General features: G+C 60.7%; 17 protein-coding genes. 6 read left to right on the top strand and 11 right to left on the bottom strand.

The genetic code is table 11. From position 1 onward, the window contains the following. Positions 1 to 71: 71 nt before the first annotated feature. Both OBACDRAFT_RS19530 and OBACDRAFT_RS25830 read right to left on the bottom strand, forming a co-directional pair. Entirely contained in the window at positions 72 to 1,172 is a 1,101-nt protein-coding gene (locus OBACDRAFT_RS19530) for a tyrosine-type recombinase/integrase (RefSeq protein WP_043588531.1), read from the bottom strand. A 197-nt stretch (positions 1,173 to 1,369) separates the two neighbouring features. Beyond that, positions 1,370 to 2,203: a helix-turn-helix transcriptional regulator gene (locus tag OBACDRAFT_RS25830; protein WP_052362278.1), complete on the bottom strand. Its 834-nt coding sequence runs from the start codon at positions 2,201 to 2,203 to the stop codon at positions 1,370 to 1,372. A gap of 60 nt (positions 2,204 to 2,263) precedes the next feature. Between OBACDRAFT_RS25830 and OBACDRAFT_RS19520 the strand changes: the two genes are divergently transcribed. Beyond that, the gene (locus tag OBACDRAFT_RS19520; protein ID WP_198529951.1) at positions 2,264 to 4,273 is read left to right on the top strand and encodes a glycoside hydrolase family 2 protein; all 2,010 of its coding nucleotides are present in this window, start codon (positions 2,264 to 2,266) and stop codon (positions 4,271 to 4,273) included. Positions 4,274 to 4,302: 29 nt separating this feature from the next. After that, complete coding sequence (locus tag OBACDRAFT_RS25825; protein WP_052362277.1) at positions 4,303 to 5,577, top strand: AraC family transcriptional regulator; 1,275 nt, start codon at positions 4,303 to 4,305, stop codon at positions 5,575 to 5,577. Between the two features lie 194 nt (positions 5,578 to 5,771). Here the strand turns inward: OBACDRAFT_RS25825 and OBACDRAFT_RS19510 are convergent, their stop codons facing one another. The 9 genes from OBACDRAFT_RS19510 to OBACDRAFT_RS19470 form a co-directional block, all read right to left on the bottom strand. Continuing rightward, positions 5,772 to 6,491, bottom strand: coding sequence for a hypothetical protein (locus OBACDRAFT_RS19510; protein WP_043588530.1), 720 nt, complete (start codon positions 6,489 to 6,491; stop codon positions 5,772 to 5,774). After that, on the bottom strand, positions 6,488 to 7,306 hold the full coding sequence (locus tag OBACDRAFT_RS19505) for a hypothetical protein (protein ID WP_157837203.1): 819 nt from the start codon (positions 7,304 to 7,306) through the stop codon (positions 6,488 to 6,490). The genes OBACDRAFT_RS19510 and OBACDRAFT_RS19505 overlap by 4 nt, the downstream gene beginning before the upstream one ends. Before the next feature lie 179 nt (positions 7,307 to 7,485). Further along, complete coding sequence (locus tag OBACDRAFT_RS19500; protein WP_043588526.1) at positions 7,486 to 11,367, bottom strand: hypothetical protein; 3,882 nt, start codon at positions 11,365 to 11,367, stop codon at positions 7,486 to 7,488. 5 nt (positions 11,368 to 11,372) lie between these two features. Then, positions 11,373 to 12,299, bottom strand: coding sequence for a nucleoside hydrolase (locus OBACDRAFT_RS19495; RefSeq protein WP_043588525.1), 927 nt, complete (start codon positions 12,297 to 12,299; stop codon positions 11,373 to 11,375). A gap of 13 nt (positions 12,300 to 12,312) precedes the next feature. Further along, on the bottom strand, positions 12,313 to 13,062 hold the full coding sequence (locus tag OBACDRAFT_RS25820; RefSeq protein ID WP_052362276.1) for a prepilin-type N-terminal cleavage/methylation domain-containing protein: 750 nt from the start codon (positions 13,060 to 13,062) through the stop codon (positions 12,313 to 12,315). A gap of 54 nt (positions 13,063 to 13,116) precedes the next feature. Then, positions 13,117 to 13,896: a hypothetical protein gene (locus tag OBACDRAFT_RS19485; protein WP_043588523.1), complete on the bottom strand. Its 780-nt coding sequence runs from the start codon at positions 13,894 to 13,896 to the stop codon at positions 13,117 to 13,119. A gap of 157 nt (positions 13,897 to 14,053) precedes the next feature. Beyond that, positions 14,054 to 15,112, bottom strand: coding sequence for a hypothetical protein (locus OBACDRAFT_RS19480; protein ID WP_052362275.1), 1,059 nt, complete (start codon positions 15,110 to 15,112; stop codon positions 14,054 to 14,056). Between the two features lie 234 nt (positions 15,113 to 15,346). Beyond that, complete coding sequence (locus tag OBACDRAFT_RS19475) at positions 15,347 to 15,805, bottom strand: META domain-containing protein (protein ID WP_043588640.1); 459 nt, start codon at positions 15,803 to 15,805, stop codon at positions 15,347 to 15,349. A 117-nt stretch (positions 15,806 to 15,922) separates the two neighbouring features. Further along, positions 15,923 to 16,366: a (deoxy)nucleoside triphosphate pyrophosphohydrolase gene (locus OBACDRAFT_RS19470; protein WP_043588519.1), complete on the bottom strand. Its 444-nt coding sequence runs from the start codon at positions 16,364 to 16,366 to the stop codon at positions 15,923 to 15,925. A 96-nt stretch (positions 16,367 to 16,462) separates the two neighbouring features. On the opposite strand from OBACDRAFT_RS19470, the gene OBACDRAFT_RS19465 reads away from it, so the two are divergent. The 4 genes from OBACDRAFT_RS19465 to OBACDRAFT_RS19450 all read left to right on the top strand — a co-directional run. Then, on the top strand, positions 16,463 to 17,014 hold the full coding sequence (locus OBACDRAFT_RS19465; protein WP_043588637.1) for a bifunctional nuclease family protein: 552 nt from the start codon (positions 16,463 to 16,465) through the stop codon (positions 17,012 to 17,014). Between the two features lie 161 nt (positions 17,015 to 17,175). Next, positions 17,176 to 18,258, top strand: coding sequence for a tRNA dihydrouridine synthase (locus OBACDRAFT_RS19460; protein WP_043588517.1), 1,083 nt, complete (start codon positions 17,176 to 17,178; stop codon positions 18,256 to 18,258). 112 nt (positions 18,259 to 18,370) lie between these two features. Next, positions 18,371 to 18,961, top strand: coding sequence for a LemA family protein (locus tag OBACDRAFT_RS19455; RefSeq protein ID WP_043588516.1), 591 nt, complete (start codon positions 18,371 to 18,373; stop codon positions 18,959 to 18,961). Between the two features lie 402 nt (positions 18,962 to 19,363). After that, positions 19,364 to 20,328: M48 family metallopeptidase (locus tag OBACDRAFT_RS19450; RefSeq protein ID WP_043588514.1), on the top strand; the 965-nt coding region annotated here is incomplete at its 3' end.

Here is a 20,328-nt window from a genome sequence, read left to right as displayed (position 1 = left end):
GGACACGCCGTTTTGTGGACGTTTTTCCACCGCCCGCCGTTTGATGGAATGGATGTTCGCCCACCCCGACTTTATTCCTTCGCGCCAGTATCGGAAACCGAAGCCGAAAGAGAACCAAGAGCCGCAACCGCCGCCGTCAGGTCAGGAGCCTGCAAACGCTGATAAATCCGGTGTACGATTTCGGAAGCGTGCCCCACAAACCGCATCGCCTGCTGAATCGGCACACCCGCCCGCGCCAGTCGCGTGACAACCGTAACACGAGTGCAATGGAAACACAGATGGGGCATCTTCAACTCACGAAAAAACAGCCACCACTCTTTGCTCGCCAGTTTCGGCAACTGGCAAAGCTGTTTCGCCCCCGCCTCCTGCAACTCACCAATCAGCGGTTTCAGTCCGGGATGGAGCATCGTGGTAAACACCTTGCGCTCGCCATCCCCTCGGCCCTTGGCGGAAAAGCGAATGGTGCCGTTGACCAGATCGACGGCATCCATAGGGACAGCGGTTTCTGTGAGCCTGCATCCTTGGTGAATCGCCACCTCAAAGCAGACCGTCATCCACCGATCCGAGACCGGCAAATGTCCTTCGCGCTCCGCCAACGTTGCGCGAATCTTGGCGATTTCTGCATCCGTCATTTCCGGCTTTTGCTTCGCCGGGGCGCGCTTCAGTCCGGTGCGGTGGCAGGGGTTGCCTTGAGCGTAACCACGGCGCACGGCTTCACGCATCACGATACCCAACACCTTCACGTCAAAGAGCGCGGTGTTGCGGTGGATCGGAGCGCCGGAGTGCCGCGCCTGAGCCGTGCGCCACGGCACGTAATCGCAAACGTTCTGATAGGAGAGGGAAGCCGGGATGCGGATGTTTTTTTCGTGGAGGTAGCGAAAGACAGGTCTCCAACCATTGAGGAGGCGGGCATGGGTTTTTCTGTGGAGGTAGTGAGTTGTGATGAATTGCTCCGCCCAATTTTCCCAAGCCTCTTCGCGGACGAACGCCCTCTGATGTTTTGCCGCGACGGATTTTTCGACGGCCAAATCAAAAGCCTTTCGGTGTCCGGTAGGATCTTCGATGAGGAAGGGGGTCGCACGATGTCTGCGTTTGCCCGTTATCGGATCGATAAAGGAGATATACCAATGGGGGCGGGCCTTTCGTTTATAAATGGAGGTGTCAGCAGGCATGGCAGCAAACGGCAGCAGGCGGAAAAAGAGAAGGCGACAAATTACCTCTCAAATATGCATATTCAGCGAACATTTTCCCCTCAAATGTCGCCCCGCCGGTTCGATTCCGGCTCGCGCCTCCAATTTAACCTCCTGCTAGACAGGAGGTTTTCTTTTAAGGAGGGGGGGGGGGGGGAGAGATGTGACACGACATTCACTCACTCGCCGCGAAACGCCGACGGCGGCGCACCCAAATGACGCCGGAACGCCGTGGAGAACGCGAATGCGTTTTCGTAACCCACCGCCTGCGCCACTGCCTCGACCTTGTAACCCGCGCTGATGAGCGACACCGCCTGCTGCATCCGCAACCGCGTCACCTGCTGCATCGGGCTTACCCCTGTTTCGCGCACGCACACCCGGCGCAACTGCTCCGCCCCCAGTCCTGACAACGCCGCCAGTTCGCCGAGCGACCACGCGTGCCCAAGATCAGCCTGCACCTTGCGCCACAAACGCCACAGCCGCGACGTCCGCCACGGCTCAAGAATACGGTTGCCCAGACTCACCACGATCTCTCCCCAATGATCCAACATCGCCGGTTCCCGGTGCGTGGAAATCTCCTGGTGCAATCCCCATAACGCATGTTCCAACGGACGCGGATCAAGTTCCACCAGCACCGGCTCCTGCACCTGCGACGTCCCCTGTCCCATGTGTCCCTCGTTGTAAAGAATCCACCCCACCTCCCACCCCTCCTCCGCCTGATACGCGTGCAGCACACCCGGCGGAGTCACATAGGCGTGCCCCGCCTCGCACGCCACCCATGCCCCGTCCACGAGCACATGTCCGCGCCCACGAAAACAAACCAGAATCTGACCGCGCGGCATCCCCGGCCTCACCGTCCGGACAAACCTGAATTCCGCCGATGCGTGCGAAATCCCCGCCAACGCCACCTCATGCTGTCGCAACACCGGACAATGCTCCGGATGGATCAAAAATTCCCGGGTGCCAGTGCCTATGCGGCGAATTTCACGAAGGTCTTGGTGGATTTCGCCCATTCTGCATCTAGGGAAACAAGGATATGATCTGTTGAAAACACAAATATCGTCCTAACTCCCGTGATCTCCGCACCCAACACCCGCCAAGCCGACACCGGCATTCCCTCGTATCCTCGCCCCGAATACCCGCGTCCCCAATTCACGCGCCCCCGCTGGCTTTGCCTCAACGGCGAATGGGAATTCGAAATCGACTCCGGCGATAGCGGCCTCGAACGCGGCCTGCTCGACCGTCCGCTCGCTCAAAAAATCACCGTCCCCTTCTGCCCCGAATCCACGCTCTCCGGCGTCGGCAACACCGATTTCATGAATGCCGTCTGGTATCGCCGCCGTGTCACGATCCCTGCCGACTGGGCCGCCGTCGCTCCCGCCGGCAACGACGCTCTCACGCATCCTCGCATCCTGCTTCATTTTCAGGCCGTCGATTACGACGCCACCGTGTGGGTCAATGGAGTCGAAGTCGGACGTCACCGCGGCGGTTTCACCCCCTTCACCTGCGACCTCACGCGCTCCACCGCCCCCGCTGACAACACCACCTTCATCCCGCAGCCCGCTCCCGATGCGCGGCCCGGACGCGAAATCGAAATCGTCGTCCGCGCCCGCGACCCGCACCGCGGCGTGCAGCCCCGCGGAAAGCAAAGCGAAGCCTACGCCAACCGCCGCTGTCATTACACGCGCACTACAGGCATCTGGCAAACCGTGTGGCTCGAACCCGTCCCCACCACCGCGCTCCAGCGCCCCCGCCTCACCCCCGACCTCGCCCGCGGCTCAATCATCCTCGAACAAAATCTCAGCGGTCCCTGGCATCCCGGCCTGCAACTCCGCGTCCGGCTCTCCGACGCCGACCACGGAGTCATCAGTAACATCACCGCACCCGTTGAAAACAGTTTTGGCTCTCGTATCGAAATTCCGATACCGCCCGCCCGACGCCGCCTCTGGTCTCCCGACGATCCGCATCTCTACAACATCGATATCGAACTCCTCGACACCGCCGTAGAAGGATTCCTCCCCTCCCCCCCCCCCCCCCCGTTCCTTCGCATCCTCGACCACGCGCAAACCTACGCCGGCCTGCGCAGCATCTCCATCGAAGGCCACGCCGTGCTCCTCAATGGACGCCGCGTTTTCCAGCGCCTCGTGCTCGACCAGGGATTTTATCCCGACGGACTCCTCACCGCGCCTGATGACGCCGCGCTCGTCCGCGACATCGAACTCTCCCTCGCTGCCGGCTTCAACGGCGCGCGTCTCCACCAAAAAGTTTTCGAGGAACGCTTTCTCTACCACGCCGACCGCCTCGGCTATCTTGTCTGGGGCGAGTTTCCCGACTGGGGTTGCAATCGCAACGGACCCAGCGGCCAGAACCAGCAACCCGACGCCACCTACATCACCCAATGGCTCGAAGCCATCGAACGCGATTACTCGCACCCCAGCATCATCGGCTGGTGTCCGCTCAACGAAACCTGGCAGGCTGTCACCGACCGTATCCAAAATCTGGATGACGTTACGCGCGGCATGTTCCTCGCCACCAAACTCGCCGACCGCACCCGTCCCGTGATCGACGCCTCCGGCTACTCGCACCGCGTCCTTGAGACCGACATCTACGACAGTCACGACTACGAACAGGACCCGCAAAAATTCGCCGCCAACCACGTTGGCCTTGCCAACGGCGCGCCCTTCCTCAACCGCGAACCCGGTCCCCAGCCCGGACGCCCCATTTCCACGCCTTACGTCGGGCAGCCGTTTTTTATCAGCGAATTTGGCGGCATCTGGTGGAACCCCGCCGCCTCTCACAGCGACACCTCCTGGGGCTACGGCAAATGCCCCGCCAGCGAAGAAGAATTCTACGAACGCTTTGCTGAACTCTGCCGCGTGCTCCTCGAAAACCCCCGCATGTTTGGCTACTGCTACACACAACTCACCGATGTCTTTCAAGAGCAGAACGGCATCTATCGTTTTGACCGCACCCCCAAGTTCGACCTCGTCCGCCTCCGCTCCGCGCAACTCCACCCCGCCGCCATCGAACAATCCGCACCCGCGCCAACGCCTGCTTCCAGCCGCGAACCCGCACTCGTTTAACCTCCGCCCTCCCCTCTCTTACATCCGTCATGAAACTCCTCCTCCACCCCACCGTTCCATCGGAGTCCACCGAAGCCTTCCGCGCCGCCGGGCATGACGTTCTCGTGCCTCGACTAGCCGCGCCCGACCTTGCCCGTCACGCCGCGCTCGCCACCAACCAGCAACGTCTCCTCATCGCCCCTGCGACACGTTTTGCCGAACTCCCGACGCTGCCTGCCTCCACCCGCGACAACGGCGGGCTGCTTTTTCTCGAAGACGCCGCCAGCACACCACGTGCTCTCCAGCGCACCGTACTTCCCCTGATGGCCGCCGAGCACGGACGCCGTTTCGAAAACACCATTACACTCATTTCTGACTCCGCCCGCCAACGCGCCACCTACTACGAATATCGCAACGGCATTGAAATCGCCCGCATCGTCGTCCCCGACGCCTGCGAAGAAACACTCCTTTACTCTCAAACCCAGTCCGGCCCTGCGTCCGCTGCGCCTCGTCCCACCGATCTCAGCGCCACCGGCATTCAACAAGCCGGGCTCAGCAACGTCATCACCCCCTACGAAGTTCGCCGCCGCGACACTCCCAGTCCGGTGCTTGCTCTTGTCCTCCACGGCTCACTTTACGTGAGCACCGACACCGCCGAACAAACCGTGCATGCCGGCCATGCCGTCCTCCTTCCGGCCAAATCCCCTTTCCATTATCACCCAGTATCCGAGGATAAAATACACACACGGCTGCTTTGGTTTCACTTGTCGCCTGCGCAATTCCCCGAACTCGCCAGCCTTCCCCGCGCCCTTGATGGCCGCGCCCCCGCGCCCGACATGCTGCACGCATACATGAGCCAGTATAGCCGTGAAGCCGACGGTGCCTTTGCCGATTCCGCCATTGCGCTGACCCCGCTCGCCAGCCTGCTTGGCCAGATGATCCGCCGTCACCTCGCCGCACTTGGCGCGACCCCGCAAGCCACGACCGACGAACACCGCCGTGTACATCAGGCGATCAAGAAACTGCATGAAAACGCCTCCCGCCCCTGGACCGTGGATGAACTCGCAGATCAGGCAGGATGCTCCATCGCGCACCTGCACCGCCTTACGCAACGTCTCTTCAAAAAATCTCCCGGAACGTTAATTCGCGACGCTCACATGCAACACGCCAGCGACCTGCTGGCCCGCACCGACTACAAGCTCGAGCAAATCTCCACTCTCGTCGGTTACGCCGACGCCTTCACCTTTGCCCGCGCCTTCAAGCGCCACACTGGCGAATCCCCCGGCCAGCACCGGACCCGCCTGCATGACGGCCAGAATGCCTGACCCATTTTGTCCCTTACAGTGCCGTTCTATTCGGAAGTCCAAGACGACTAATTTTTTACAAAACTGGCAGTCTGGCGCTGCTAATCTCATGAAGTAAACTCCCCGGAGCAAGCTCCGGGGCATCTGGAATCAGCGGGGGAGATTCATCCTCGGAGCAAGCCCCGAGGTATTCTCTCCTCCAATGGATAAAAGCATCATTCTTGGCTGGCTTTTCCCACACTCAACTTCACCGCATCGATACCAATCCAAGGCTGGTCGCTCACGGGAGACAATGGGGCTGTTTTCACGAGACTGAGAACGTTGCCGCCTTTCCGAAACTCGAGTCCGGTTCCCGACCTGAGCACAAGCTTCACCGGAGTCGGTTGCGTAACGTTCTCCAACGTTCCAAAGCGCACTCCATTCAAGTAAAATTCAATGTTGTGCATGCTGCCACGCCCAAGGGCAATGAAGGCGGTTTCGAAAATCAACTCCATGGTGTCAGACTGCGCGGGCGTAAGCTGGAAAAAGATATCCACTGCTCGCCGCCTGGCGACATCGGCTCCGTTGAGTGAGCGCGGAAAACCTTCCGTTGCCGATTCATTGTTCACGAGTGGCTCGGGATTTTTGGCAACGGCCCCATAACCGGGACCAAATCCGGCATTGTATCCTGATTTCCCCTGAAGTTTGGTGTAGTCGCCGGCATGGACATAAAATTGAGGAGTGTTGCGGGCGCCGCCTTCCTGCTCGAACTCGGCACCGCTGTTGTCGAAACGGCCGATCTCGAAGATCGCGGTGGATGACGACGATTCGGGAGCATCCGCCGCAAATAATGCGGATGGTGGTGGAATGACGGGAATTGCAGTCGCAGCGACTACCAGGGCCGCGGCGGCGCGAAATGCGTGGGAATGACGGGATGTGTCAGATTTTTTGTTCATGGCAAAAGTGGATTGGACGGAGCGAATGGGGCCTCGGGAAATGCATCAAGCAACGCCTCGATTTTGCGGACGACGCCCGGCCAGTCGTCCGCTTCACCGCGGGCGAGAGGGATGAGCATCCAGTGAACGATGTTGGCAACGTGTTCCCCGACGCGCGGCGCGCCAAGCGGTGATGCGATCTCCACCTCCGCGTAGACGGGATTGTAGTAAACCTGAAGATTTGCCCCTTCGCTGTAGGTTTCGTTTCCGGAAGGAGCCGGGCTTGTCCATTGGAGAAATGCCACGTCGTCGTGAACGGCGGCGATGTAGCGACCGATTGAATACACCTTGTCGAAGTCCGTTTTCCCGGGTCCGAGCCTGATGGCAGAGGGTGACTCGTCGATGGAGGAAACGGACTCCGTGCCACGATAACGGTAGTAGCGGCGGATGCCGGGAAACAGGTCGGCCCGGCTTTCCATTACAAAATACCGGGGGAGCCGCACCTGGGTGACACTCCACGCGTGCACGGGAAACGGTGATGGTGAAACGCGGGTGATGATGTTGCGCAGGGTGAGCAGGGGACGGTTCTCGTCCAGCGTGACGCGGCGGGATATTTCCACGCCGGGAATTTTTGAACGGGGACTGGTGAGGATGCCTTCGCGTTTCGACACACGCTCAAGCGTCCAGGCCGGGCCGTCGATTTCCGGCTCGGGAATGAAACTGTCGTGGGCGAAAGGGCGCAGTTTCTCGGGCAGAGGCCAGAGCTTGTCGCCCCCCCGGTTGTCGTATCCGGACCAGACGGGAGGCGGGGGCGTTTGCGGATTTTCGTCCCGCATCCAGATCAGATTGGGGGCGTTTTTCCCTACCGCGCGCCATGCGGTGATGCGGCCCTGCCTGGGCGAGAGGCGAACGGATGCAGCTTCGGTGGAGAAGATCGCCTCCTTTGCCCCTGTTTCGTGAGCAGTCCACAACGCGCAGACAGCTCCTGCAAACAACAGACTCAGGCCCGCCGCCTTCATCGCATTTCCTCCACATCCCATATTTGGCTGTAAAACAGCGGTTCGGGCTGCGGCCAGACAGCAGTGGCGAGGTGCTCGAGAACGCCGGTCACGGCGAGGCGGGAAACCCTTTCGGATGTATTCACCCCGGTAAGACGCCACAACCAGCCCCATCCGTCGGTGCGCACGGCCTCGAGGATGCCGTCTGTCCCGGTCGGGCCGCCGGTCAGCAGGCGGATGACGTTGGGCACGCCCTTCATGTTGCGCTGGGAACCTGCTTCGAGGCTGGACAGTTCGGCGGCGACCTCTGGCGAAAACCACCGGCGGCCCTCTTCCGTCACCCGGACGCGGTTGGGTGGTTCCTCGTAAAGATCGTTGGCGCAATTGAAGCCAAACACGGCGGGTCCGGCTCCTGCGATCACCCGCCTACTCCATTGTCCGCTGGCATCGGGCGCGGCGCAAAATTCGAACGGATATCCGCCCGCCTCCCACCAGATGCCGCCGCCAGCCACATAGTCTTTGATCAGGCGGAGCATGTCGTGCGCTTTTTCCGTGGAAGGCGCATAATAATACGCGCCACCGGGATTGACGATGGCGAAAGGACGCCTGTCCGGGGGCGAGGACAGGAGCGCCTCAAGTTCCCTCGGCTCTGAGATTGTTTCGATGGTGAATCCGTTTTCCCGTAGTGTCGCGCTGGCGCGCAGGGCGTTGACCCAGCGGGCGGCAGGCATGGTGGCAACATGTTCCGTTGGCGCGCCGTCAAAAAGAGGAACGATGATGGAACGCGAGCGGCCTCGCCAATCCACGGGTGCGAGCGCGGCCAGTTCCGGTGGAATCGGCGTCACCGGATGCGGCACGATTTCTGGAAGTGTGATGACGCCGTTTTCCACGCGTGGCGAGACCACCGCCTCTCCCGTCATCGCCTCGTGCCAGACAAACGAGGGGTGCCCGGTGATCGCAAACGCCGACAGGTCCACGCGGGTGCCCGGCTCGCTATACACGCGACCGCTCCAGCGGTTTTCGCGTTTGCTCAATGCGACGCCAACCGGAGCTTCCCTGCCGCCGCTTCCGGCGGTTTGCACGACGCCGGCCCGTATGGTTTCTCCCACGGCAAGGAAGCCGTGACCGGCGATGGTGGCGGCGGCAAAGGGTTTCAACTCGGGAAACGCTCCCTTCGACAGACTTGCAACCGGCACCGGACGCGGACCGGTGTTGGCGACCACCAGCAGATCCGGGTAACGCGCGGCGATGACTTCGTTGCCCTCGCCGGTAGTCGGAGAAAGCGGATAGCCAAAATCAAGAAGTTTCGCCCCGCCGTATCCGACGGCCACGGTCTTTTGCACGGCGTCAATCCAGTAAAGCCAGGCGCGTTTCGACGGCGTTTTGAGAAACGCCTCGTCAGCTCCGGCATTCATGCCGATGCCAAAGGCGATGGCGACGGATTGCTTCCCGAAGTCGTCGGTGAAGTGGCCAAGATTGTGCGGGGTGACGAGTGCCTGATCGTGGGCGACGTATCCATAAAGCGGATAATATTCCCAGTCGCCTTCGTGGAAATGATAACGGTTATGTTTTTTCCCGCGTTCGCCGTCGGAGGGAATCATGCCCCATGACAGGCCGCAGTGCATGGTCTCGAAGGCGGCGGTGCGGTCGTTGCCATCTTCCGTCGCGATGGGCACGTGGCGCGAGTCTTCCAGCCCGAGCGAATGCAGGCCCGTGTAATAGGCGGTGGGCGTGGGCGAGGCAGGATTCATGTCCCAGAGCCAGCCACGCGCGCCGATCTGGTCCTGAAAGAGAAGATCGACGGGAAAATCCTTCACGAAGGCGTCGCGGACTCGGCGGTTGGCCTTGATGGCTTCGGGATGCCAGGGGGTGACGGTGTAGCCCTTGAGTCCCGAGTAGGCTTCGAGGTTGTACGCGCCTGAGGGGAGTTTCAAAAGGGGCGCATTGCCGACCTTCCGGTATGTCTCGCCATGAGGCTCCACCGTCCAAAAGGTGGTGTTTACGTAGGGAGAAAACAGATACCCCGTCGCGTGAGCGCGATCAATGAGGGCGCGAAATTCAGCATTGGTCCCCCAACTTTTCCTGACGGGGAAATGATCGGGCAGTTCGCGGTCTCGTCCGGCGCGCATGTATTCATGGATATGGACAATGGAACCTCTGGGAAGCAGGGCCATGAGGCGTTCGTGGTCGCGGGCGGTGGGCGCCCAGAGGCGGACCAGCACGGCTTCCTTGAGCGACTGGAGTTTCCCGGATGGAACCTTATCGGTGAGAGCAAGCGGATAATCGAGCGTCTTCCGATAGCGATCAATGGCCGCGCGGTCATTTTCACCGGGCACAATGCGGAGCGGTGGAAAAGAAGCGCGTCCGCCGGCGGTGATCCACTGGAACCATGCGTGTTGGAAGTAGCCGCCTTCCGGCGAGCCGCCGGTCTTAAAGAAGGCGGGGATCAGGATCGAATCGGTCTTCCAAGGTTCGCGCGGCACTGGTTGCACACCGAAGACGGCCAGCGCGCCATTACGACTGTCGAGGTGAAAAAAGTCGGAAACCGCCGCTGGGTAATCGAACTGATACGACGTGTAATATTCCGGTTCCAACACCCAATGCCAAGGGTAGCCGCCGGTTTCCCACCAGATGCCTCCGGAGCGGACGTAATTCTTGATGGAGCGCACGGCGTCGCGCCATCCCTCGGAGTCGCCAAAGGGAAGCCATGATCCATAGGGATTGAGCACGAGGGCGAACCGGCCCGCCGTATCATGCGAAGGGGTTCCGGTGGCAAGCGCGCTGCGGATTTCGTCCTCGGTGCGAAGCTCCACGGTCTGTATTTTATTTTCAGCCACACCCGGAATCCCGGCAAGGATACGCCGCCAGTCCGCGATGGGGATGGCGCTCCAGTGTCCGAGGCGTGGAGCGCGGTCGGGATGGATGACGGCGATTTTGCGGGCTGTGAAAGTATCGGGACTGTTGCGGATCATGGCCTCGATCGTCCAACTCACGATCTGGCGCAGGCGCGGAGCGTCGGGCTCCTCCGTGCGTCCGGAGAATCTCATGAGGTAGCCGGAGCCACCGAAGCGGGCGCCGGAAAGCGCGGAGCCGGAGGGCGAGTCAATCAGCGAAAAATCAATTTGGTTCCTTTTTGATGGCCGGTTGATGCGCAGTGACATCCGGGCTATCTCCGCCTGCTGCTCCGGCGTGAACCAAGCCGTTCCGGCAGCCGACACGGTCAGGGGGGCAGGATCAGCAAGGTTGGGCAGTATGTGCGGGGCCGAGCCAAAAACCTCCTCGTAAGGAGCACCGCCAATTTGAATCGGTTTTTTGGATACTTTTTGAGCATCGTGACGACCGTAGAATTTTTTCGAGAAGGCGAGTCCGTAAGAGCGCAATCCACTTTGGGGGAATATCACCCGGTTGACGTCGTCGGACGGAAAGCCAAGGCGCGCGGGCAGGAAGAGGCGGACCACGGTGTGGGAGACATGGAGGATTTCGGATGTGAGTTCGAAACAATCGGGCTCGAACCGCACGCGAATAATCAGGTCGAGTTCCGGCGACTGATAGCGAAGGGTCAGCAAGGGTTTTGGGCTGACATTTTCCACAGAGCGGGAAAAGACACCGCCGTCCGCCAAAAAACGACTGGCGGAAAGTCGGGTGTGGTCGGCAAATTCTATCTCCCACAGATCGCCACCTGTCACCACCGGCGTTGTGGACGAATGCCCGGAAACATCCCCTCCCGCCACCATGAGAAGATGTCCGTCTTCAGTGGAAAACGCGGCAGTATATTGCGCGCCCGCGATCTCAATACGGTCGCCCAACTCACGAATCGTGAGGGGCGAGGCATGGGTCTGAATAAGCAGGGTAAAAGTAACGGCGAGAGAAACAACGAACGGGAGACTGTGTTTCGGCATAGAAATCAGGTTACAGCAGGTTGCGGGTCGAAGGCGGCGAAGTAGTCGTCGAAAAACACGTCGGGGGCCACGCCGAGCGCGATTTGATGCGAACCGGGTTGGATAGCGTCGGGCGCATCGGGTTGCCAGTGCAGGTAGCCCTTGAGGCGTTCGGCGCCGAGTTCGATTTCCAGCGTGCAGGGCGAGAAGGCGCAGACGTTTTCGTTGAACAAGGTGACGGCGGTGAGCGGGTCGTGGAACGTGAGCTCCTCGCGATGCGCGAACCAGCTTTTGGAAAAATCGGCGACGACGCGCAGGAGCGGATGCGTGAAACGCGAGCGCACTTCGGTGGCCTTCATCACAAGCTTTGTCGTCACGTCAAGCGGCACGACCCGCAGGTGCGGCGCACCCGATTGCAGCACGATCTGTGCGGCGTGCGGATCGCAATAAAAATTATATTCCATCGGGCTTCCCCAGTAGAGGCCGGAGACGACGCCTCCCATGAGGGTGATGCTTTTGAGAAGCGCGGCCGTTTCGGGATGACAGGCAAAAAGGGCAGCGATGTTGGTCAGCGGACCGATGGCAAGCAGGTCGATCTCGTGTGGGTGACGGTAAATGGTGTCGCGCAAAAAGCCGACGGCGTTTCCGGGAATGAAGTCCGTCCGGTGATCCCAACGGGCAAGCGCCTCGGCCTGATTGGCCCTCCCGTGGAGCGGCGAAATGAGAAGCGGACGTTCAACCCCAGCGTGAATCGTGATGTCGTCCCGCCCGGCGGCCCAGCAGAGGGCGCTGGCCAGGCGGGCTCGGGCGACCACATCGCTGCAAACGGTGGTGATGCCGAGCAGGTCGCAGCGTCCGGCCCCGGCCTGCGCGAGCAGCCATGCGAGGCAGGCCGCATCGTCAATGTCGGTGCCAATGTCGGTATCGAGAATTACCTTTCGCCGTGATGACATGCAGATATGGCGCTCAGTTTCCAATTTGATACCAACGGGTGCGTCCCGATCCCTCTAAGGGAAGCGGAGCCCAGGTATCCGCCCACTTCATCTTTTCCACGTGACCGTCGAAGAACAGGTAATTGGCCGCCCCCTTGTGGCGGTCATGAGCGACAGGACCGGGTGTGTCATCCTTGATGAAACCGACGCTGGTGTCGTTTCCCATACCGACGTGGTGATTACCGCCCGTCGCCTCAACGATGGCAATGGCCCTGGAGGGCAGTGGCAGTTCACTGACGCGAATGGCGCGCCCGGCCCAGACCGCGCCGTTGACGCGGTTGTGCGTCTGGTTGAAGCGATATGAGGCGGCAATGGGGAGCGTGATGCTGCCTTCGCTGACAGAACGCATGATGCCGGTCTTGTCTGATGGGCAGAGAAACACCGGGGAAGAGCGCGACATGTAATCGCGAAGCAGGATGCTGTCCCAGCCGCTGCCGGGATCGCGATAGCCCCAGTCGCCACCGGCAATGGCTTCCGAGACGGTTTTCCCTGGACCAGGACCATAATTGTAATATGCTCTCGGATACATGTCCCGGTGATCGGCGGCGAAAAGCTGGAGGGCTGTCCCGATCTGGCGCAGGTTGGCCGTGCATTTGGCCGAGTTAGCGGTATCGCGCACGGCGGCCACGGTGGGGATGAGGATGGCAGCCAGAATGCCGATGATGGCGATGACTGTGAGTAGTTCGACGAGGGTGAAAGCTGTTGTGCGTTTGGGGGAGCTCATCGGGTTCTCGGCTTCTTTGGTTTTGATCAGGGAGAAATGAATACCCTTATAAGATCACCCTTGTCTTTGGCGGCGAGACATGCGCTTGGCGATCATAGCCAGTGTGACAAAAGCGCCAAAGGTAAATGTAACAGAGGAATTTTCTGGAATTGCAGTCAGACGAATCGCATCGATACCAACCCAAGGTTCACCTGTGGCAGTAAATGCGTCGGTTTTCACCAAGCTGAGCACATTGCTTCCGGCATTAAGTGCAGTAGCTGCAAAGGTAATGCTATAGGATTGAGCAGAGGTCATGTTCGAAATAGAGCCAAACAGGTCTCCGTTCAGATAAAATTCAATATTGTGTGAACTTCCTGTTCCCAGACTGATAAAGGCGGTTTCAAAAAGTAGCGAACCTTCGGCTACTTCCGCGGTTGTCGCCTGGAAGAAAATGTCGATGACATTGCGGTTGTTCGTGTTGCCACCGCTGAGAGACGTCAGGCTACGGGGAAATCCAAGTGTGTTGGTGGGATCGCTGCCTACAGGTGCAGAATCACCGGCCCAGCGACTGCCGGCCTGCAGCGGTTCAGCTTCTGCTATCATTGCACCATAACCTGCGCCATTACCGGCATTCCAAACCGATTTCCCGAGAACAGTGGAATAGTTGCCGGCATCAACGTAAAATTGAGCATTGTTGCGATTGGCTCCCTCCTGCTCGAATTCACCAAAATTGCCATTAAATGTGCCGATTTCAAACATGACGATTGATGCCGGGAGGCTGACGGCAGTAGCGAAGGCGAACAGGGCGATGAGGAGGCGGCGAACCGGGAGGGAAGTAAAGCTGATGGAGTTCATAGATAGAGAAATGAGTGTTTTTTGAATGATTGGATGATGTGAATTGTGAGAATCGGTGTGGATTCCCGCGCACGAGTTTCGCATAAGCTACCACTTGGCTGAATGGCTCCTTCTCTCAGATGGATGGCCGTTTCTCTCCGACGGATGCCGATCGCGCCTAGATAAACGGCCGCCGGTCGAGAACTAGGTGCAAAGGTCTCTCTGTCCGAATCGCGCCGGGCAGCGCCGTCTGCAGTTCCGCCAGTGCACAAAGCGAGCCGAAAAGCAGATGCACGTCCTCGAAGGGCGGCCTGCCCTGCGCCTGCGCGGTTCGCACGCGCTCAAGCAGAAAATCGCAAAATTCACCGGCAAACTCCCGCAGCGCCGCCTGCACTTCCTCAAAGCGGTGGCCGCACTGGCGCACGGTCCGCGTCAGGCAATACACCCAGTCGATGTCCGAAAAACTCACGACGGTCGCCAGTGCGGGCCACAGGTTTTCGGCGCGGATGCGCAGACACGTGTCGATCATCGCCTCGGGGAACCGCAGCGGGCGGCGCGCGTGTTCGTGATTGAACAGGTAGTGGAACGATCCCGCCAGATGATGAAACAGCGGTTTTGTTCTTGATCCCGCTCCCGACGCATCGACCGCCCCGCGTCGCCAGAATCCGGATACCTCGTCCGCCTCGCGCCACAGCCAGGCAAAATACCGGTCCTCCCATTCCGCCGACGCCTCGCCGGCGATCACCCGCGCAGCATACACTCCGGCACCTTGGTGCGAGGCTTCCCACGGAGCCTCCACCCAAGCCAGTCCGTCCAGAAAACGTTCCAGTTCTCCGGGGCCGTCCAGCCGTTCCAATTCGCGCAACGGATGCCGCGGCCGGGCGTCAAACAGCTCCAGGGCTGCCGCGCAGTGCGCCGTTACGTGATATGCGTGGTGCGTCTCCTCATGAAAAAGTCCCGAGGTCGGGTCCTGCATTTCCTGCAACGCCTGTATCCACTCGCTCCTATCCCGGAGATCGCGTGGAAAGTGACCCAGCGTGTAGAGAATGTTGGCCGCGTCCGCGCATCCGTAGGGGTTAAGCGCGAAGCCTTCGGCTCCCCGGCACTCACGTTCACTCCCCAGCCAGCGCGCGTAGCGTCCGCACCCAAGGCGCGCCGCATCAAGCGTGGCCAGCGCCGCGGCCACCACCGGTTGCATGTCACGACACAAATTCTGCAAATCATGCGATATCGCCATATTGCCAGCAATCGTGCCAGTTGGTCCTGCCGCATGACATGGCTGTTCTTACCCAAAACATGCCCAAACATCGCATAGCGTCACGCCATCGCACGCGGGCACCGGCGAGTTCCTTTTCAATGACGAATGGCAGGCACTCCCGCCCGGAACGTTCCTGCACCTGCCTCCCAACCCGACGGACGCCGACCATCGCATCTGTATCCTAAACCGGATACAAACACACGTTGGCTACGGTTACAATTGCACGCGGGCGGGCTGCAATTCGAACACCAACGCCGGTTGCTCCCCGATCAGGAGCACCAACTGGCGACGCTCGATTTTCCAACCGGACACATTCGTCAGCGCCGAAGTGTAGCGGCTCTCAATCTGCATCAACTCTTCCGGCCCCGCGCGCCGGGTCGTGGCGAGCGGACCAAATTTCAGGTTTTTTCCGTTAAAATCCGAACGCCCCGAAAAGCCATTCACTCCCGTGTAACCCGAAACGCTCAACCCATCGGGAGAAAAATGCAGATCGGGAGCCCTCCCCCCCTCGGGCAACACCACGGACTCGCCCCCAATCGCGGCGAGCGTCCAGACATGACCCGCCGGAGAAGACGGCGCCGGATCGTGCTTGGTCGTGTTATTGGAGGCGCAGCCGCCGAGGAGCAAAACGGAGGCAAAGGCAATGGAAAGGAACGAAAGGAACGTTTTCATGGTGAGGGCGAAATAACATGCATCTCCTCCGATTTTTTTCCAGCCTGCGTACGCCTCTCTCACCACCCTTCTTAAAAATCCCTTCCTCATTTCCTTCCGATCCATCAGCGCACTCCATCATATTGCATTTTGTCGCCCATCTTTTGCACTTAAAACATCTTCAAGATAAGCACGGATGATCGGTTCATCAGCCGCCGGCATGTCGAGGGAGGCAAACTCCTCCGGCTGAATCCATCGAGTCGCTGCATGTTCGTGCGCCACCGGCTCGCCCGACCCAGCCGCCAGCCGCGCGACAAACGGGATCAAGCGGATCGAAACCGTCTCGTAATCATGCGTCACCGGCGTCAATGCCCGCCCCACCACGATTTCGCAGCCCAGTTCCTCACGGCATTCCCGGATCAGGGCCTGCTCCGACGTTTCGCCCGGTTCGATTTTGCCGCCGGGAAACTCCCACTTGCCGCCCAAGTGTTTGCCCGCCGGTCGCTGCGCCACAAACACACGGCCCTCGCGCTCAATCAAGGCGCACACCACGGAAATCGGAGAACGTAAACTGGAACCCATCGCGGTAAAATGCCCCCCTTCCCCCCCGACGCAAGCAACACAGCGACCCGAAGCTTGGCTTGCGCCCGACGTGACGGCTGCGCAGCTTACCCGCCCATGCAAAAAGACGTCCTTCCCATCGTCATCAAAGGCGTGATGCCCACCGCCAACGGCTGTGCCATCTTTCTCGGCAACGACGACAAGACCTTCGTCATCTACGTCGATCACTTCGTCGGCAACGCCCTCCAAGTCACCCTCGAAGGCGTCAAGCGCGACCGCCCCCTCACCCACGATCTCATCGGCCACATCCTTACCGGCCTCGGTGCCAAGCTCGCACGAGTCATCATCAACGACGTCAGCGAAGGCACCTTCTTTGCCCGCCTCCTCCTCGTGATGGAAAACGAACTCGGCAAGAAAATCGTCGAAATCGATGCTCGTCCCAGCGACGCCACCGTCCTTGCCATCCAGCAACAACTCCCCCTGCTCGTTACCCGCAAAGTCTTTGACAGCGTCGAAGACATGACCGAAGTCCTCGAACGCGTCCGCGCCCAACAGGCTGCCGCCGCCGCCGCCAGCGAGGACAGCGATGATGACGCCGACAGCACCGATACGGACGACGACGACGAAGGCGATGATGCGGACGACAACGACGAGCCCGGCAAAAGCTAACCTCCCCCCTCCCCCCCCCCCCTTATTCACCAGGTAGGGAGGCATCACCGAGGCCTCCGGAACAACGCACGAAGCACCAGTCTATTTCGCTACACCCAACCACGCCCGGCGGAGGCCTCGGAGAGGCCTCCCTACCTTCTCAGCCCATCGCCATTCCGCACATGCTACCCGCCTCCATCATCGCCGGCCAGCCCCTCACCGCGCTCGCCCCGATGCAGGACGTGACCGACCACGCCTTCATGCACGTCATCGCGCGCACCGGCGCGCCCGACTACTTTTACACCGAATTCTTCCGCGTCCACTCGCAGTCCCGCCCTGAAAAACACATCCTCCACGCCATCGACCACAACGCCACCGGACGCCCCATCTTCGCCCAACTCATCGGCGAAGACCTGCAACACCTCGCCCGCACCGCCACCGAAATTCTAAAAAACCACCCCGCCGCCGCCCTCGATCTCAACCTCGGCTGCCCCGCCCCCAAAGTTTACAAAAAAAACGTCGGCGGCGGCCTCCTCCGCGACCCCGCCCGCATCGACGAAATCCTCGCCACCCTTCGCGCCGCCCTCCCCCCCCCCCGCCTGCTCACCGTCAAGATGCGTATCGGATTCGAGGATACCAGCAACTACGACGCCATCCTCGACCTCATCAACGCCCACCGCGTCGATCTCCTCACCGTCCACGGCCGCACCGTCCGCGAACTCTACCGCAGCGAAGTCCACTACGACGCCATCGCGCACGCCGTGCGCCGCGTCCGCTGCCCCGTCCTCGCCAACGGCAACATCACCAGCGCCGCCACCGCCACCCGCGTCCTTGCCGAAACCGGCGCCGCCGGTGTCATGATTGGCCGCCACGCCATCCGCAACCCCTGGATATTTGCCCAATGCCGCCAAGCCTTCGCCGGCCAGCCCGTCACGCCCGTGACCCTCGGTGAAGTCCGCCGCTACATCACCGACCTCCACGCCGCCACGCGCACGCCCGGCATCCCCGAACTCGCGCACATCAGCAAAATGAAAAAATACCTCAACTTCGTCGGCCAGAGCGTGGACCCCGCCGGAGACTTCCTGCGCGACATGCGCCGCGCCCGCACCGAAGCCGAACTCTTTGCCATCTGCGATCATCATCTCCTCGCCGACCCCGCCCGCCCCTTTTCCGACGAACCCTACCCCGGCGTCATCGCCCGCCCCAATTGCGAAACCCCTGCCTCCCTCCCCGATGGCTGCTCGCTCGCCAGCATCACCGCCTGACGCACGCGCCCTTGACTTTCGCCTCCCGGAACCTTCGACCTTCCATCCTTTCAAAGCACCGCATCCACACTGACCAACTCCAGCAACCACAACACAAACACAACAAACCACCATGATCCCACTCATCGTCACCGCCGCCATCCTCTTGATACTCATCCTCTGGATTGTCGGCATCTACAATTCACTCGTTGCCCTGCGCAACCGCTTCAAAAACGCCTTTGCCCAGATCGACGTGCAACTCAAACGCCGCTACGACCTCATCCCCAACCTCGTTGAAACCGCCAAAGGCTACCTCAAGCACGAGCGCGAGACACTCGAAGCCGTCATCAAAGCCCGCAACATCGCCTCTGCCGCCGCTCAAGGCGCAGCCGCCAACCCCGCCGACCCCGCCGCCATGCGCGGCCTGCTCAACGCCGAAGCCGGCCTCGGCGGCGCGCTCTCCCGCCTCATGGTCGTCGCCGAGCGATACCCCGACCTCAAGGCCAACCAAAACATGATGCAACTCACCGAGGAACTCACCTCAACCGAGAACAAAGTCTCCTTCGCCCGCCAGTCCTACAACGACTCCGTCATGACCTATAACACCAAACGCGAGACCTTCCCCAACGTCATTTTCGCCGGTGCCTTCGGCTTCCAGCCCGCAGAACTCTTTAAGATTGAAGACCCCACCGAACGCAACGCCCCCAAAGTCAGCTTCACCTAGAGCAGTTTCATTTAGGCTGTAGCCATTTGATACCTGGTAGGGAGGCCTCTCCGAGGCCTCCGAAACCACGCTCCAATTACCTATGAGTTTCGCATCCTCTCACCACGCACAATGGAGGCCTCGGACGGAGCGCAGCAGCGCGGAGATGGCATCGCCGAAGGCGATGGCCCGAAGGGCTGCCCTCGGCAGAGGGCACAAAGGCCTCCCTACCGCCAAGACAACGGACACAATTCAACTGAAAATGCTCTAAAACAAATCAGAATTCACCACAGAGACACAAAGGTGCTCAAACCCGAAGTCAGAAATCAGAAGTCAGACGCCAACCCTCTCCCCTTGATCTCGGATGCCCTCAAGTTTGCTCTCCGTGCCTCCGTATCTCTGTGGTGAACTTCTTTCAATAACATGGATTTTTTTGAAGCCCAGGCCCGCGCCCGCCGCCGCACCGCGCGACTCGTCGTTCTCTTCATTTGCGCCATCGCCGGCCTCATTGCCGTCGGTTATTTTTCGACCATCGCCATCCTGCGTGAATTTGTCCCGCAGGACACCCCCTACGCCACCGCCCCGACCTCCTACGTCGAAACCGCGCCTGACGCCGCTCCCGTCCGTTCATGGTGGGACCCACGCCTGCTCACCGGCATAGCCCTCGGCACCTGCGCCGTGGTCGGCCTCGCCTCGCTCTTCAAATGGGCGCAACTGCGCTCCGGCGGACGCGCCGTGGCCGAGATGGTCGGCGGACGCCGTATCAACTCCAACACTACAGACCCCAAGGAACGCCAGTTCCTCAACGTCGTGGAAGAGATGTCACTCGCCTCCGGCACTCCCATGCCTGGCGTGTACGTGCTCGACAAGGAACCCGCGATCAACGCCTTCGCCGCCGGCCACACGACCGACGACGCCGTCGTTGCCGTCACCCGCGGCACGCTCGACCAACTCACACGCGACGAACTCCAAGGCGTCGTCGCCCACGAATTCAGTCACATCCTCAACGGCGACATGCGCTTCAATCTCCGCCTCACCACGGTGATCTTTGGCATCCTCGTCATCGGCCTCATCGGACGCACCGTGCTCCTCAGCCTCCGCCACACCCGGGTCCGCACCTCGCGCGATTCCAAAGGAGGCGGGGCCGGGCTCCTTGCCGCCATCGTCGTGATCGGCCTCCTCCTCATGCTGCTCGGCTACATCGGCTACTTTTTCGGACGCCTCATCCAAGCCGCGATCTCCCGCCAGCGCGAATTTCTGGCCGACGCCTCCGCCGTGCAATTCACGCGCAACCCCAGCGGCATCGTCAACGCCCTCCGACGCATTGGCGGTTACGCCGGAGGCTCGCGGCTGCAATCCGCCGGCAGCGCGCAGATCGAACACTTTTT

Source organism: Geminisphaera colitermitum TAV2, assembly GCF_000171235.2.
Lineage (GTDB): Bacteria > Verrucomicrobiota > Verrucomicrobiia > Opitutales > Opitutaceae > Geminisphaera > Geminisphaera colitermitum.
This window is presented reverse-complemented; position numbering and strand designations above follow the sequence as displayed.